This is a genomic window from Novosphingobium sp. LASN5T (genome assembly GCF_003856955.1).
In the GTDB taxonomy this organism is placed as follows: domain Bacteria; phylum Pseudomonadota; class Alphaproteobacteria; order Sphingomonadales; family Sphingomonadaceae; genus Novosphingobium.
The window spans coordinates 18,211-33,075 of record NZ_RQSI01000010.1; the positions used below are offsets into that span (position 1 = coordinate 18,211).

Annotated in this window: 10 protein-coding genes; 4 read left to right on the forward strand and 6 right to left on the reverse strand. The window is 69.0% G+C overall.

Annotated features, from left to right (window positions below):
• Window position 1 precedes the first annotated feature (1 nt).
• The 6 genes from xylB to EH199_RS08775 all read right to left on the reverse strand — a co-directional run bounded on the left by xylB (window position 2) and on the right by EH199_RS08775 (window position 7,618).
• The gene (gene xylB, locus EH199_RS08750; RefSeq protein WP_124808878.1) at window positions 2-1,450 is read right to left on the reverse strand and encodes a xylulokinase; all 1,449 of its coding nucleotides are present in this window, start codon (window positions 1,448-1,450) and stop codon (window positions 2-4) included.
• Between the two features lie 6 nt (window positions 1,451-1,456).
• Window positions 1,457-2,569 carry a glycoside hydrolase family 43 protein gene (locus tag EH199_RS08755; protein WP_124808879.1) on the reverse strand — a complete coding sequence of 371 codons (1,113 nt, stop codon included), beginning with the start codon at window positions 2,567-2,569 and terminating at the stop codon, window positions 1,457-1,459.
• A gap of 164 nt (window positions 2,570-2,733) precedes the next feature.
• Window positions 2,734-3,660: a Gfo/Idh/MocA family protein gene (locus EH199_RS08760; RefSeq protein WP_124808880.1), complete on the reverse strand. Its 927-nt coding sequence runs from the start codon at window positions 3,658-3,660 to the stop codon at window positions 2,734-2,736.
• Between the two features lie 4 nt (window positions 3,661-3,664).
• Window positions 3,665-4,666 carry an AraD1 family protein gene (gene araD1, locus EH199_RS08765; protein ID WP_124808881.1) on the reverse strand — a complete coding sequence of 334 codons (1,002 nt, stop codon included), beginning with the start codon at window positions 4,664-4,666 and terminating at the stop codon, window positions 3,665-3,667.
• A 23-nt stretch (window positions 4,667-4,689) separates the two neighbouring features.
• Window positions 4,690-6,216, reverse strand: a complete 1,527-nt coding sequence (locus EH199_RS08770; RefSeq protein WP_124808882.1) for an aldehyde dehydrogenase (NADP(+)) — start codon at window positions 6,214-6,216, stop codon at window positions 4,690-4,692.
• A 91-nt stretch (window positions 6,217-6,307) separates the two neighbouring features.
• The gene (locus tag EH199_RS08775; RefSeq protein WP_206694924.1) at window positions 6,308-7,618 is read right to left on the reverse strand and encodes a sugar MFS transporter; all 1,311 of its coding nucleotides are present in this window, start codon (window positions 7,616-7,618) and stop codon (window positions 6,308-6,310) included.
• 204 nt (window positions 7,619-7,822) lie between these two features.
• On the opposite strand from EH199_RS08775, the gene EH199_RS08780 reads away from it, so the two are divergent.
• From EH199_RS08780 to EH199_RS08795, 4 genes are all read left to right on the forward strand, one after another.
• Window positions 7,823-8,929 carry an aldose epimerase family protein gene (locus EH199_RS08780; RefSeq protein WP_124808947.1) on the forward strand — a complete coding sequence of 369 codons (1,107 nt, stop codon included), beginning with the start codon at window positions 7,823-7,825 and terminating at the stop codon, window positions 8,927-8,929.
• A 33-nt stretch (window positions 8,930-8,962) separates the two neighbouring features.
• On the forward strand, window positions 8,963-10,771 hold the full coding sequence (locus tag EH199_RS08785; RefSeq protein WP_124808883.1) for an IlvD/Edd family dehydratase: 1,809 nt from the start codon (window positions 8,963-8,965) through the stop codon (window positions 10,769-10,771).
• Between the two features lie 97 nt (window positions 10,772-10,868).
• A complete protein-coding gene (locus tag EH199_RS08790) occupies window positions 10,869-12,434 on the forward strand; it encodes an alpha-N-arabinofuranosidase (RefSeq protein WP_370449677.1) in 1,566 nt (521 codons plus the stop codon).
• Window positions 12,435-12,472: 38 nt separating this feature from the next.
• Window positions 12,473-14,863 carry a glycoside hydrolase N-terminal domain-containing protein gene (locus EH199_RS08795; RefSeq protein WP_124808884.1) on the forward strand — a complete coding sequence of 797 codons (2,391 nt, stop codon included), beginning with the start codon at window positions 12,473-12,475 and terminating at the stop codon, window positions 14,861-14,863.
• The last annotated feature ends 2 nt before the right edge of the window (window positions 14,864-14,865 follow it).

Consider the following 14,865-nt stretch of genomic DNA (forward strand, 5'->3'; position numbering starts at 1 on the left):
CTTACTCCTTGATGGCGCTGAGCGCCCGATAGGCGGCGCGGAAGCGTTCCCGCTTCGGCGCAAGGCGGGCGGCGAGATCGGGATCGGGTTCGATCACCGCGCGAACGGGGGGACGGGTGCAGACTTCGGCGGCGCTGGCGCCGGTGGCGGCCATCTGCGCCAGGCGCGCGCCACCCAGCGCGGGGCCGACTTCGCCGCCGTGCAGATAGACCAGGCGGACGCCGAGCACGCTGGAGAGGATGCGGCCCCAGTGCGCCGAGCGCGAGCCGCCGCCGATCACGCACAGCTCCTCGATCCGCGTGCCGGCGCCGCGCAGCGCGTCGATCCCGTCGGCGTGGGCGAAGGCCACGCCTTCGAGCACGGCGGCGGCCAGGCGCGGCGTGGTGCTCTCGTTGCCAAGGCCAAGGAACGCGGCGCGAATGTGCGGATCGTTGTGCGGCGTGCGTTCGCCGGAAAGATAGGGCAGGAACAGCTCGCCGCCGCTGGCCGCGCCGGCTTGTTCGGCCAGCGCGAAGAATTCGGCTGGTCCCGGCACGTTGCAGGCGCGCGCGGCCCAATCGATGCAAGAGGCGGCGGAAAGGTGCACGCTCATCTGGTGCCAGACGCCGGGCAGGGCGTGGCAGAACGCGTGGACGGCCTGCGCCGGATTGGGCCGGAATGCCGCGTTGGCGACGAAGATGACGCCCGACGTGCCGAGCGAGAGCATGCCCTGGCCGTCGCCCAGCACGCCCACGCCCAGCGCGCCCGCCGCGTTGTCGCCAGCGCCCGCGACCACCGGCACGCGGCCCATGCCCCAATCGCGCGCGACATCCTCGCGCAGCACGCCGGTCACGTCGGGGCCTTCGTGCAGGCGCGGCATGTGGCGTTCGTCGAGGCCGGTCGCGGCCAGCATTTCGCCCGACCAGGCGCGCCCGGCCACGTCGAGCCACAGCGTTCCGGCTGAATCCGACATGTCGCTGGCCTTCTCGCCGGTGAGGGCAAGGCGCACATAGTCCTTGGGCAGCAGCACGGTGCGCGTGGCGGCGAAGACATCGGGTTCGTGCCTGCGGACCCAGGCGAGCTTGGGCGCGGTGAAGCCGGGCATGGCGATGTTGCCGGTGATCGCGCGCGTGCGCGGCTCGTCCGCTTCCAGCGCGGCGCATTCGGCGAAGCTGCGGCCGTCGTTCCACAGGATCGCCGGGCGGAGCGGCCGGTCGTCCGAACCGAGCAGCGTTGCGCCGTGCATCTGACCGGCAAGGCCCACCGCCTGCACGCCGCCGCGCAGCGCGGGATCGATGCCGAGCACGGCCTTGTGCGCCGCCTCCACCCAGTCGGCCGGGGCCTGTTCGGACCACAGCGGCTGGGGACGCGCCACGGAAAGGTCGGCGCTGCTTTGCGCCAGCACCTCGCCGCTCGCGGCGGTGACCACCGCCTTCACGCAGCTCGTGCCAACATCGATGCCAAGGAACATGGGCGCTTACTTCGCCTTCATCGGATCGATCGTCCGGATCGTGCCGTCGGGGTTGAAGGTCAGCTCCGTCACCTTGACGTTGCGCAGGTGGTTCTTGTTGGAAAGCTGGGTGTCGGCGTAGAACAGCCACCATTTCCCGTCGTGCTGGATGATCGAATGGTGCGTGGTCCAGCCCTGCACCGGCTTCAGGATATGGCCGGCATAGCGGAACGGGCCATAGGGGCTGGTGCCGATGGCATAGTTGAGAAAGTGCGTGTCGCCGGTGGAATAGGTGTAGTAATACTTGCCGTTCTTGCGGAAGACCCACGAGGCTTCGAAGAAGCGGCGTTCGTGGTCGCCGCCGGTCACCGGCTTGCCGTCCTCGCCCAGGATCACCGCGTCGCGCGGGGGTTCGGCAAAGGTCTTCATGTCGGGGTTCATCCGGACAACCTTGCCCGAAAGCGCGGGCTTGTCGTCCTGCTTGAGATCGGTGTCCGATCCGTTGGGATCGTATCGGCCGGTTGCCCAGCGCTGGAGCTGCCCGCCCCAGATTCCGCCGAAATACATGTAGGCGGTGCCGTCATCATCCACGAACACCGCCGGGTCCATCGAGAACGAGCCGGGGATCGGCTCCTTCTCGGCCACGAACGGGCCGGTCGGGCTGTTCGACGTGGCCACGCCGATGCGGAAGGCGCCCAGGCCGTTCCGGTCCTTCGATTTGTCGCGCGCGGGGAAATAGAGGAAGTAGGTGCCGTCCTTGTAGGCGGCATCGGGCGCCCACATCTGCTGCGAAGCCCAGGGCACGTCCTTCACGTCGAGCGCGACCGGGCCAACCGTGACCTTGCCGCCGACCTTGTCCATCGAAAGCACGCGGTAGTCGCGCATGGCGTACTGGTTGCCCAGGTCGTCGTCGGGCGTCGGCGTGGCGATGTCGTGCGAGGGATAGACGTAGATCTTGCCGCCGAACACGTGCGCGGAAGGATCGGCGGTGTAGATGTCGCTGACCAGCGGCTGATCGCGGAACGCGCTGGCGGGCGCGCCGCCGTTGCCGGGCTGCTCCGCGTTGCCCGCTTTGGTGCAGGCCGCGATGGCCAGGACGCTGGCGAGGCACAGCGCGGCGGTGGTGATTCTTGCCTTCATGGTCAAACATCCTCTTGCAGGCCGCTTTTCCGGGCCTTTCGCATGATCGCTCGGGTAATGATAGCGCTACCTAAATGGTACGGCAATTTGAAATGTGGGGTTGGGGCCAGTGGGGTTGTGCCAGTCGATTGTGGAGACGCGGGGGCGGTCCCCCGCCGTCACGCTCAATCCTCGAACGGATCGACCGCAACGCGCGTGCCGCGCAGGAAGGCGTCGGCGACCAGGCGCAGCGGATCGATATCCACGTCGCTGCGGCCGGTGCGGATCAGCGTGGCGAAGCGGGCATAGAGGCCGGGATATTCGTGATCCTCGTCGCGCTGGGTGCCGGAAGGCAGGGTCAGCACCGCCCCGCCGCTGGAGAGCCGGAGCATGCCGGCATCGGTTTCCACCGCGATGTCCCAGCTTTGCGGGCCGGTCTGGCGCCAATCGAGGTCCATGTGGACGATCGCGCCACCGGTATCGCGGAAATGCAGATCGGCGGCGATCGGCGCGGCGCGGTTGGCGGGAATTTCCAGCGTGGCCGCCTCAAGGAAGATCGGGCGCGGCAGGATGCGGGTGACGATGGACAGCGCGTTGATGCCGGGATCGAACACGCCCAGGCCGCCCGGCTCCCAGATCCACGCCTGCCCCGGATGCCAGACCCGCACGTCCTCGCGCCAGGTGATCTCCACGCGCGCGATCCGCCGCTCGGCCAGCCAGGCGCGCGCCGGGGCGACGCCGGCGGCAAAGCGCGAATGCCACGCGGCGAACAGCGTGGCGCCGACCCTGTCCGCCTGGCTGTGCAGCGCGGCGACTTCCGCCAGCGTCGCGCCGGGCGGCTTTTCCAGGAACACATGGATGCCGCGCGCAAGCGCCGTGCTGGCCAGATCGTGGCGGACCTGCGGCGGCGTGCAGAGCGCCACGGCATCGACTGCGGGGCCGCCGGCCAGCAGTTCGTCGAGGCTGGCGAAATGCGGCACGCCATCGACGCCCGGATCGTGCGGGCTGACCGTGGCGGCAAGGCCGAACGCGCGGTTGCCGGCGATGGCGGGCAAGTGCTGGTCGCGGGCGATCTTGCCCACGCCCACCACGGCGATGCGGATCGGGTCCATCGCGCTAGAGCACCCGCACCTTCAGCGGGACCGAAACGTCGCCCCCCGTCCGCGCCAGCGGATTGCGGCAGGGCAGGGTGAACGGCGCGGCCTCGATCTCGAACACGTCGCCCACCTGCGTGCGCACCGCATCGCTGAACGAAAGCGTGGCGGTGCCGAAGAAATGGACATGGATGTCGCCCGCGCGGCGGAACAGGTCGTACTTGAAGTGATGGTGTTCGAGATTGGCGAGGCTGTGGCTCATGTTGTCCTCGCCGGTCAGGAACGGCTTTTCCCACAGCACCTTGCCATCGCGCAGGATGCGGCTGGTGCCGCGAATGTCCGTCGGCGCGGCGTCGATCAGCAATTCAGGGCCAAGCGCCGCGCGGCGCAGCTTGGAATGGGCGAGCCAGAGGTAATTGTGCCGCTCGGTCACGTGGTCGGAAAACTCGTTGGCCAGCGCGAAACCGAGGCGGAACGGCGTGCCGTCGGGGCCGATCAGGTAGATCCCGGCCAGTTCCGGCTCCTCGCCGCCATCCTGCGCGAAAGCCGGCATGTCCAGCGGCTCGCCGGGGCCGACAAGCTGGCTGCCATCGCCCTTGTAGAACCATTCGGGCTGCTGGCCGACACCACCATCGGTGGGCTTGCCGCCTTCCAGCCCTTCCAGGAACATGCGCATGGAATCGGTCTGGTGCGCCGCGGCGGCGGCGTCGCGGTGCATCTTGTCGCGCCCTTCAGCCGAGCCGAGGTGGGTAAGGCCGGTGCCGGTAAGCGCGAGGTGCGCCGGGTCTTCGTGATCGATGGGCGCGAGGAAGTGGCCCGCTTCGAACTCGGCGGCGAGATCGATCGCCGCGCCGGCGGGGCACTTCCGCGCCTCCGCGGCCAGCGTGGTGCCGGCCGCGATTGCGCGATGCGCCAGGTCGGTGGTGCGCGCCACGCCTTCGAGGACATGGGCCACATCGCCATCGGCGAGGACGACGCGGCGCGTGCCGTCGCCGGCGCGGTGCTGCAGGAGGCGAAGTGCCATGGATGAAATCTCCTGTCCCGCGCTCAGAGCGTCAGCGTGCCGTCGATCAGGCGGGGCGCGCCATCGCCACGCGCCTCATCGCGCAACTCGGGCGGAAGCACCGCCGGGCTGAGGTTCTGGTAGCTGACCGGGCGCAGGAACCGGTCGATCGCCAGGCTGCCGACCGACGTGGTGCGCGGGTCGGACGTGGCGGGGACGGGGCCGCCGTGGACCATGGCGTGGCAGACCTCGACGCCGGTTGGCCAGCCGTTGGCGAGGATGCGCCCGGCTTTCGCTTCCAGCACCGGCAGCAGGCGCGTGGCCAGCGCCTCGTCGGCGGCATCCAGGTGGAGCGTGGCGGTCAGCTGACCTTCCAGCCCCTTGAGCACGGAGACGAGTTCCGCCTCGTCGCGGCAGACGACCACGATCGAGGACGCGCCGAACACCTCGTGCCCCATCGCCTTTTCGGCGAGGAACGCCTGGGCCGTGGTGCGGAACAGCGCTGCATGGCCCTGCAGCGCTGCGCCGGCCAGGCCTTCGGCCAGCTTCTCCACTCCGGGCGTGGCCTCAAGCGCGGCGACGCCCGACTGGTAGGCCTTGCAGATGCCGCCGGTCAGCATGGTCTGCGCGGCGGCGGCGCGCGTCGCCTCGGTGGCGGCGGTGAGGAAGGCGTCGAGCCCTTCGCCCTCGATCGCGAGGACGAGGCCGGGGTTGGTGCAGAACTGGCCGGCGCCCATCGTCAGCGAACCGATGAAGGCGGCGCCGAGCGCGCTTCCCCGGGCCTGCAGCGCTTCGGGCAGGAGCAGCACCGGGTTGATGCTGGACATTTCGGCATAGACCGGGATCGGCACGTCGCGGCTCTGGGCGAGGCGCACGAGCGCGAGGCCGCCCCCGCGCGATCCTGTGAAGCCCACGGCGGCGATGCGCGGGTCCTGCACCAGCGCGGCGCCGAGGTCGTTCGAGGGGCCGACCAGATGGCCGAACACGCCGGCGGGCAGGCCGGAGGCGGCCACCGCGCGGGTGATGGCGGCGGCCACGAGCGCGCCGGTGCGCGGATGGGCGGGGTGGCCCTTGACCACGACCGGGCATCCGGCGGCGAGCGCCGAGGCGGTATCGCCCCCGGCGGTCGAGAAGGCCAACGGGAAGTTCGACGCGCCGAATACCGCGACCGGGCCGACCGGGATCATGCGCAGCCGCAGGTCCGGGCGGGGCAGCGGCTGGCGATCGGGCAGGGCGGGATCGATGCGCAACTGCTGCCACGCGCCCTTGCGCACGACATCGGCGAACAGGCGCAGCTGGCCCACGGTGCGGCCGCGTTCGCCTTCCAGACGGGCGCGGGGCAGTCCGGATTCCTCCATGGCGGCTTCGATCAGCTCGTCGCCGATGGCCAGGATCTCCGCCGCGATGGCTTCCAGAAACGCGGCGCGCTCCTCGCGCCCGGTGGCGCGGTAGGTATCGAAGGCGGCGGCGGCGGCGGCGCAGGCGGCATCGACTTCGGCCGGGCCATCGATGGGGAAGGCAGGGCCGGTCGGCTGACCCGTGGCGGCAGCCACGGAGCGGAATTCGGTCATGGGAATCTCCTGATTTACTCTGACATATTGCCAGAGGTGCCGGAACGCAACCGGTGGCGCGTTCCGCAAAGAGGTGTCGTAAGTTAAGTGTTCAGGCGGTTTCGCCGGTCGGGCGCGATCCCCACAAGGCGTAGAACAGCACGTACAATTCACAGGCGGCCGTCAGCAGGAACGATGTCTGCAGCCCATAGGAATCGGCCAGCCACCCTTGCACCACCACCAGCGCGCCGCCCGCGATCGCCATGATCAGCAGGCCCGAGCCTTCCTCGGTCAGCGGGCCGAGCCCGCGAATGCCGAGCGTGAAGATCGTCGGGAACATGATCGAATGGAACAGGCCGACAAGGATCAGCGCCCACATCGCCGCCGGCCCGGTGGTAAAGACGGTGACGAGCATGACCACGAACGCGCCGACCGAGAACGCGGCGAGCACCCGCGCGGCATCCACCTTCTGCATTATCGCGGACCCGAGGAAGCGGCCGACCATCATGCCGCCCCACAGGAACGTGAGATAGCGGCCTGCCTGCTCGTGCGTGAGATTGGCGATCGTGGGCTGGCTGACGAAGTTCACGAACAGGTTGGCGACGCCGATTTCGGCGATCAGGTAGATGAAGATCGCAGGCACGCCGAACACCAGGTTGCGGTGCTTCCACAACGACAGCTTGCGGCGTTCCTCGGGCGCGAGGCGCAGCGTCGCGCTGCCCATGGCGGGCAGCGGAAAGCGCGCGATCACTACGGCGAGAACCACGAGCACGACCGCGACCAGGCCATAGGGCAGGATCACCGACTGGGCATCGGCCAGCCGCTCCGCCGGGGTCAGCACCACGTCGGCGCTGGCGGTGCCGCCCTTCGACCGGCCGAGGATCAGGTAGGCGCCGAACATCGGTGCCAGCATCGTTCCCGCCGAATTCATCGCCTGCACCAGGTTGAGGCGCGAGGAGGCGGTTTCGGGCTTGCCGACCACGGCCACATAAGGGTTGGCCGCCACCTGCAGCAGGGTGATGCCGCTGGCGATCACGAACAGCATGGCCAGCGTTACCCCGTAGGACGGGATCGACGCGGCCAGCATCATGCCGAGCGCGCCCGCCGCCATGACCAGCAGGCCGATTACCAGCGCCTTCTGGTAGCCCGCCTTCTCGATCAGCTTGGCCGAGGGGATCGAAGCCACGAAATAGGCGATGAACCACACCGATTCGATCAATGTTGTCTGCGTATAGTTGAGATCGAACACGCTGCGCAGATGTGGCAGCAGCGTGTTGTTGATCACCGTGATGAAGCCCCACATGAAGAACAGGCTGGCCAGCAGCGTCAGCGCCGGGCCGTAGCGGACGGGGGAACCGGCGCTATCCGGCGAGATGTTGCTGTTTTCCGGCACCTTCGATTGTGTTGAGGCCACTGGCGGCATGGTCTCGGCTTCCTCTCGTCTGCTCTGCGCTGGCAACGGCTTGTTACCGTCTTGCGCAATCTGTATTTGTCAGACTATATCCGGGAAAAGGTCGCGTCAATGGGCGGCGCCGGTGACGACACGTTCCGAAAGGATGAGAGGATGACGATTGTGGGCAGGCCGAAAGGTGGCGTCCTGATGGTACTGGCACTGGCAGCGCCGGCGATGCTGGCCGCCCCGGCGGCGGAAGCGGCCGAAGCGCGGCAGGAAAGCGCCGGCCGGCTGGCCGACGGGTCGGAGGCGTTCGCGATCACGCTGAAGGCCGCGAACGGCGTCTCGGCGCGGGTCCTGACTTATGGCGCGACGCTGCAAGCGCTGATGGCGCCGGGCCGCGACGGCACGGTGGCCGATGTGCTGCTGGGCTATGACGATGTCCAGTCCTACGAGGCGAAGCCCAACTTCTTCGGCGTGACCGTGGGGCGCTATGCCAACCGCATCGCCGGCGGCCGGTTCACGCTCGACGGCAAGAGCTACCAGCTGCCGCAGAACAACAACGGCAACAGCCTGCACGGCGGCGCCAAGGGGTTCGACAAGCGCAACTGGCAGGTCGTTTCGCTCAAGTCCGGCCCGGTGGCGAGCGTGGAGCTGTCCTATGTCAGCGCCGATGGCGAGGAGGGCTATCCCGGCAAGCTCGATACGAAAGTCACCTACAGCCTCGACGAGCGCGGCAACCTGACCATCGCGTTCGAGGCCACCACCGACAAGCCGACGATCGTCAACATGACCAACCACGCCATCTTCAACCTGGCCGGGGAAGGTTCGGCGATGGGCGCCATGGGGCACCGCCTGACGATTCCGGCTTCGACTTATACCCCGGTGGGCGCGACGCTGATCCCCACCGGCGAGCGGCGCAAGGTGGCCGGCACCGTGTTCGATTTCCGCACGCCGCGCCGCGTGGCCGATGGGTTGCGCGACGGCACCGACCAGCAGATCGCCTATGGACGCGGATATGACCACAACTTCGCGCTCGACAAGGGCGCGACGGCTGCGCCCCAGCTTGCCGCGCGGCTGGAAGACCCGGCATCGGGCCGCGTTCTCGAAGTGCTGAGCACCGAGCCCGGCGTGCAGTTCTACACCGGCAACTTTCTGGACGGGACGCTCATCGGCAAGAAGGGGCATGTCTATCGCATGGGCGATGGCATCGCGCTGGAACCGCAGAAGTTCCCGGACGCGCCCAATCAGCCGTCGTTCCTGTCCGCGCGCGTCGATCCGGGCAAACCCTATCGCCACGTGATGATCTACCGCGTCAGCAAGGCGCCGCCGGCGCGCTGACCCCTTTCGCACCTCCAGCACCCGAAGGCCGCAATGACCGATTCTTCCAGCAAGCGTCCAACCCCGAAGCTGCGTTCCCGCGCGTGGTTCGACAATCCCGACAATATCGACATGACCTCGCTCTATCTCGAGCGCTATCTCAACTTCGGCTTGAGCCTTGAGGAACTGCGGTCGGGCAAGCCGATCATCGGCATCGCGCAGACCGGAAGCGATCTTTCGCCCTGCAACCGCCACCACATCGTGCTGGCCGAGCGCGTGCGCGAGGGCATCCGCGAGGCGGGCGGGATCGCGCTGGAAATCCCGGTCCACCCGATCCAGGAAACGGGCAAGCGGCCGACCGCCGGGCTGGACCGCAACCTGGCCTATATCGGGCTGGTCGAGGCGCTCTATGGCTATCCGATCGACGGCGTGGTGCTGACCACCGGCTGCGACAAGACCACGCCGGCGCTGCTGATGGCGGCGGCCACGGTGAACATCCCGGCGATCGCGCTGTCCGTCGGGCCGATGCTCAACGGCTGGTTCAAGGGCGAGCGCACCGGATCGGGCACGATCGTGTGGAAGGGCCGCGAGCTCATGGCCAAGGGCGAGCTGGACGAGGAAGGCTTCATCAAGCTCGTCGCCAGTTCCGCGCCGTCGACCGGCTATTGCAACACCATGGGCACGGCCACCACGATGAACAGCCTGGCCGAAGCGCTGGGCATGATGCTGCCCGGCTCCGCCGCGATCCCCGCGCCCTACCGCGACCGGCAGGAATGCGCCTGGCGCACCGGCAGGCGCGTGGTCGAGATGGTCCACGAGGACCTGAAGCCAACGGACATCATGACGCTCGATGCCTTCCACAACGCCATCGTCGTCAATTCCGCGATCGGCGGGTCGACCAATGCCCCGATCCACCTTGCCGCGATTGCCCGCCACGTGGGCGTGGACCTGCCGCTGACCGACTGGCAGCGGCTGGGCCACAAGGTGCCGCTGCTGGTGAATCTGCAGCCCGCCGGCGAATATCTGGGCGAGGACTACTACCGCGCCGGCGGCGTGCCGGCGGTGGTCGGCCAGCTGATCGCGCAAGGGCTGATCGCCGAGAACGCGATGACCGCGAACGGCCGGACCATGGGCGAGAACTGCCGCGACGCGAAGATCGAGGACGAGCGGGTGATCCTGCCGTTCGAGCGGCCGCTGAAGACGGAAGCGGGCTTCGTGGTGCTTTCGGGCAACCTTTTCGATTCCGCGATCATGAAGACCAGCGTGATCAGCGAGGAATTCCGCGCGCGCTATCTGTCGAATCCGGACGATCCCGAAGCGTTCGAAGGCCCGGCGGTGGTGTTCGACGGGCCGGAGGATTACCACGGGCGGATCGATGACCCCGCCACCGGGATCACCGCCGAAACGCTGCTGTTCATGCGCGGTGCGGGGCCGATCGGCTATCCGGGCGCGGCCGAAGTCGTCAACATGCGCGCGCCGGCCTATCTCATTACCGAGGGCGTCACCGCCTTGCCGTGCATCGGCGACGGGCGCCAGTCGGGCACCAGCGGCAGCCCCTCGATCCTCAACGCCAGCCCGGAGGCGGCGGCGATGGGCGGCCTGGCCCTGCTGAAGACCGGGGATCGCGTCCGCATCGACTTGCGCCGGGGCACGGCCGATATGCTGGTGCCGGACGCGGAACTGGCCGCGCGCCGTGCTGCTCTCGAAGCGGCGGGCGGCTATGCCTATCCGCCTTCGCAGACGCCGTGGCAGGAAATCCAGCGCGAACGCGTCGGCCAGCTTGCGACCGGCGCGATTCTGGAGGGCGCCGAGAAGTACCAGCGCATCGCGCAGACGCGGGGCCTGCCGCGCGACAACCACTGATCCGCGCCCGCGGCGGACGCGCGCGCCGGCCGGACATCCGCGGGGCGCGCTCTGCCCGGGCACCAATCGCTACCGTTCTGCACAAAGGGGACTATCGATGCGTGGCAAATACCTCCGGACGCTCATGACCATGGGGTGTGCCCTGGCGATGACGGTGCCCGCCGTAGCGCAGACGCCCGGCGGGGCCACCGTCACGGTCCAGGCCGACCGCCCCGGCCCGGTGATGAACCGCCAGGTCTTCGGCCAGTTCGCCGAACACCTCGGCCATGGCATCTACGGTGGCATCTGGGTGGGCGAAGGCTCGCCGATCCCCAACGATCACGGCTATCGCCGCGATGTGCTGGACGCGCTGAAGGCGATCAAGGTGCCGGTGGTCCGCTGGCCGGGCGGCTGCTTCGCCGACGAATACCACTGGCGCGACGGCATCGGCCCGCGCGCCAAGCGTCCGGTGAAGATCAACACCAACTGGGGTGGGGTGGACGAGGACAACAGCTTCGGCACCAACGAATTCATGGGCTTCGCCGAACGGCTGGGCGCGGAGGCCTACATATCGGCCAACGTCGGCAGCGGTACGCCCGCCGAAACCAGCGAATGGGTCGAGTACATGACCTCGCCCAACGGCTCGACCCTGGCGGGCGAGCGCGCGGCCAACGGCCATCCCGCGCCGTTCCAGGTGCGTTATCTGGGCATCGGCAACGAATTGTGGGGCTGCGGCGGCAACATGCGCGCCGAATATGCCGCCGATCTCACCAACCGCTTCGCCCAGTTCGCCAAGGCCGGCGGCAAGGACAAGATGCTCAAGATCGCCAGCGGCCCCAGCGACGAGGACTATCCCTGGACCGAGACGCTGATGAAGCTTTCGGGCAAGTACATCGATGGCCTCTCGCTGCATTACTACACCCGCCCGCGCGACAAGGACTGGAACGACAAGGGCGCGGCGCTGGGCTTTCCCGAGAGCGAGTGGGCGACGACGATGCGCAACACCCTGCGCATCGACGAATACATCACCAGGCATTCGGCGATCATGGACAAGTATGATCCCGAGAAGAAGAAGTGGCTGGTCGTCGACGAATGGGGGACGTGGTACGATCCGGCGCCCGGTTCCAACCCCGGCTTCCTGGTCCAGCAGAACAGCCTGCGTGACGCGGTGGTGGCGGGCCTCAACCTCAACATCTTCGCGCACCATGCCGATCGCGTGAAGATGGCGGCGATCGCGCAGATGGTGAACGTGCTGCAGGCGATGCTGCTGACCGACGGCGCGAAGATGGTCAAGACGCCCACCTACTGGGTCTTCGACCTCTATAAGCCTTGGCAGGACGCGACGACCTTGCCGATCGACCTGCAATCGCCGCTGTACCGCAACGGCGACGTCACGGTGCCGGCGATCAGCGCCTCGGCCGTGCGCGATACGGCGGGCCAGGTGCACGTGGCGCTGGTCAACCTCGATCCGCACCGCGCGATCCCGGTGTCGATCGGCCTTGCCGGCGTGCGGGCGGGCGCGGTGACGGGGCGGATCGTCACCGGCACGGCGATGGACGCGCACAACAGCTTCGACGCCCCCGATGTGGTGCGGCCGGTGGCGTTCACCGGCGCGCGGATCGCGGGCGGGGCGGTCACCGCGACCTTGCCGGCGATGTCGGTGGTAGTGCTGGACCTGCGGTAGGGCCGGACGGAAGCCGGGGCCATGAGGCGGGGGCCGCGATGACGGACGAAGCGCGCGGCATCACCCGCCGGGGCCTGATCGAAGGCGCGGTCGGGCTGGGCGCTGGATTTGCGGTTTCTGGGCTTGCAGTTCCCGGGCTTGCAGTTCCCGATCTAACGCTGGCGGAGCCGCCGATCTCGGCCGCACGGCTGTGGTATCGCCAACCGGCGGAGCAATGGACCGAGGCGCTGCCGGTGGGCAACGGCCGGCTGGGGGCGATGGTGTTCGGCGGTGGCGGGCACGAGCGGATCGCGCTCAACGAGGCGACGTTCTGGAGCGGTGGCCCCTACGATCCGGTCAATCCGGGGGCAAAGGGCGCGCTGGCGGAAGTACGCCGGCTGATCTTCGCCGGGCAATTCGCGGAAGCGCAGGCGCTGGCCAACGCGCGGCTGATGGCCACGCCGCTGGGCCAGATGTCCTACCAGCCGATCGGCGATCTGCTGCTGGACCTGCCCGGCCTCGGTCCGCTGGTCGATTACCGGCGCGAGCTGGACCTTGACGCGGCGCTCGCCACCACGCGGTTCGCCACACAATACCTCCGCTACCGCCGCGCGGTCGTGGCCTCGCCAGTGGATCAGGTGATCGCGATCGAGCTGACCTGCGACCGGCCGGGGCGGATCGACCTCGACGTGGCGCTGACCACGCCGCAGCGGGGCACCGTGATCGCGAGCGGCGACACGATCCGGCTTGCCGGGCAAGGCCCGGCGGAGAACGGCGTGGCCGGCGCGCTGCGCTTCGCCACGGCCGTCCGCGTGATGACGCAGGGCGGCGTGACCGAAGCGCGGGGCGAACGGCTGGCGGTTCGTGGTGCCGATACGGTGACCATCCTCGTCGCAATGGCCACCAGCTACCGCCGTTTCGACGATGTCGGCGGCGATCCCGCAACCACCACGGCCGCGCAGATCGAGCGCGCTGCGCCCAAGGGCTTTGCCCGCATCGCCGAGGAGACGGCGGCCGAGCACCGGCGGCTGTTCCGCCGCGTCCGTCTGGACCTGGGCCGCACCCCGGCGGCGGACCGCCCCACCGACGAACGCATCCGCGCCGGCGCAACCACGGACGACCCGGCGCTGGCGGCGCTTTATTTCGATTACGGGCGCTACCTGCTGATCAGCTCGTCGCGCCGCGGCGGCTCGCCGGCCAACCTGCAGGGTCTGTGGAACGATGCGCCGCAGCCGCCGTGGGGCTCGAAGTACACGATCAACATCAACACCGAGATGAACTACTGGCCGGCGGAAGTGACGGCCCTGCCGGAATGCGTCGCGCCGCTCGTGCAACTGGTCCGCGAACTGGCGATCTCGGGCGAACGCACCGCGCGCGCGATGTACGGCGCGCGCGGCTGGGTGGCGCATCACAATACCGATGGCTGGCGGGCAACGGCGCCGATCGACGGGGCGCAATACGGCCTGTGGCCGATAGGCGGGGCGTGGTTGTGCCTCCATCTGTGGGACCGCTACGACTACGGGCGCGACATCGCCTATCTGCGCACGGTCTATCCGCTGATGCGCGGGGCGGCGCTGTTCTTCCTCGATACGCTGCAGACCGATCCGGCCAGCGGATATCTCGTGACCAACCCGTCGCTGTCGCCCGAGAACGAGCACCCCCAAGGGGCGTCGCTGTGCGCGGGGCCGGCGATGGACCAGCAGATCCTGCGCGACCTGTTCGACCGGACGGCACAAGCCGCCGCCATCCTGCATACCGATGCCGGTTTCGCGGCGCAGCTCCGCGCCACGCGCGCGCGGCTGGCGCCCGACCGCATCGGCGCGCAAGGGCAGCTTCAGGAATGGCAGGCCGATTGGGACGCCGCCGCCCCCGATCCGCATCACCGGCACGTCTCCCATCTCTATGGCCTGTTTCCCAGCGGCCAGATCGATCCCGATACGACCCCGGCGCTGGCGCGCGCGGCGCGGCGGTCGCTGGAGCTGCGCGGCGATGAATCGACCGGCTGGGCGACAGCGTGGCGGGCCAACCTGTGGGCCAGGCTCCGCGATGGCGACCATGCGCATCGCATCCTCGTTTTCCTGCTGGGGGCCGAGCGCACGTATCCCAACCTGTTCGATGCGCATCCGCCCTTTCAGATCGACGGCAATTTCGGCGGCACCCGCGCCGTGGCCGAGATGCTGATGCAGAGCCGCGACGGGGAACTGCTGCTGTTGCCCGCGCTGCCGCGCGCCTGGCCGTCCGGATCGGTGTGCGGCCTGCGCGCGCGCGGGGCGATTGGCGTCGATATCGCGTGGCGGGGCGGACGGCTGGAACGGGCGGTGCTGACCGCCGATGTCCCCGGTTCGCTGGTCGTCCGGTGTGGCGATGCGCGCCGCAGCGTGCGGCTGGCGCCGGGGAAGAGCGTGATACTGAACGGCCCGGGCCTGCAACTGGCACCGGGCGCGTCGTGAAG

What these genes read in the sequence shown, in the direction of transcription:
- xylB (WP_124808878.1), bottom strand. Translation starts at nt 1,450, where the DNA reads ATGTTCCTTGGCATCGATGTTGGCACGAGCTGCGTGAAGGCGGTGGTC.
- EH199_RS08755 (WP_124808879.1), bottom strand. Translation starts at nt 2,569, where the DNA reads ATGAAGGCAAGAATCACCACCGCCGCGCTGTGCCTCGCCAGCGTCCTG.
- EH199_RS08760 (WP_124808880.1), bottom strand. Translation starts at nt 3,660, where the DNA reads ATGGACCCGATCCGCATCGCCGTGGTGGGCGTGGGCAAGATCGCCCGC.
- araD1 (WP_124808881.1), bottom strand. Translation starts at nt 4,666, where the DNA reads ATGGCACTTCGCCTCCTGCAGCACCGCGCCGGCGACGGCACGCGCCGC.
- EH199_RS08770 (WP_124808882.1), bottom strand. Translation starts at nt 6,216, where the DNA reads ATGACCGAATTCCGCTCCGTGGCTGCCGCCACGGGTCAGCCGACCGGC.
- EH199_RS08775 (WP_206694924.1), bottom strand. Translation starts at nt 7,618, where the DNA reads ATGCCGCCAGTGGCCTCAACACAATCGAAGGTGCCGGAAAACAGCAAC.
- EH199_RS08780 (WP_124808947.1), top strand. Translation starts at nt 7,823, where the DNA reads ATGCTGGCCGCCCCGGCGGCGGAAGCGGCCGAAGCGCGGCAGGAAAGC.
- EH199_RS08785 (WP_124808883.1), top strand. Translation starts at nt 8,963, where the DNA reads ATGACCGATTCTTCCAGCAAGCGTCCAACCCCGAAGCTGCGTTCCCGC.
- EH199_RS08790 (WP_370449677.1), top strand. Translation starts at nt 10,869, where the DNA reads ATGCGTGGCAAATACCTCCGGACGCTCATGACCATGGGGTGTGCCCTG.
- EH199_RS08795 (WP_124808884.1), top strand. Translation starts at nt 12,473, where the DNA reads ATGACGGACGAAGCGCGCGGCATCACCCGCCGGGGCCTGATCGAAGGC.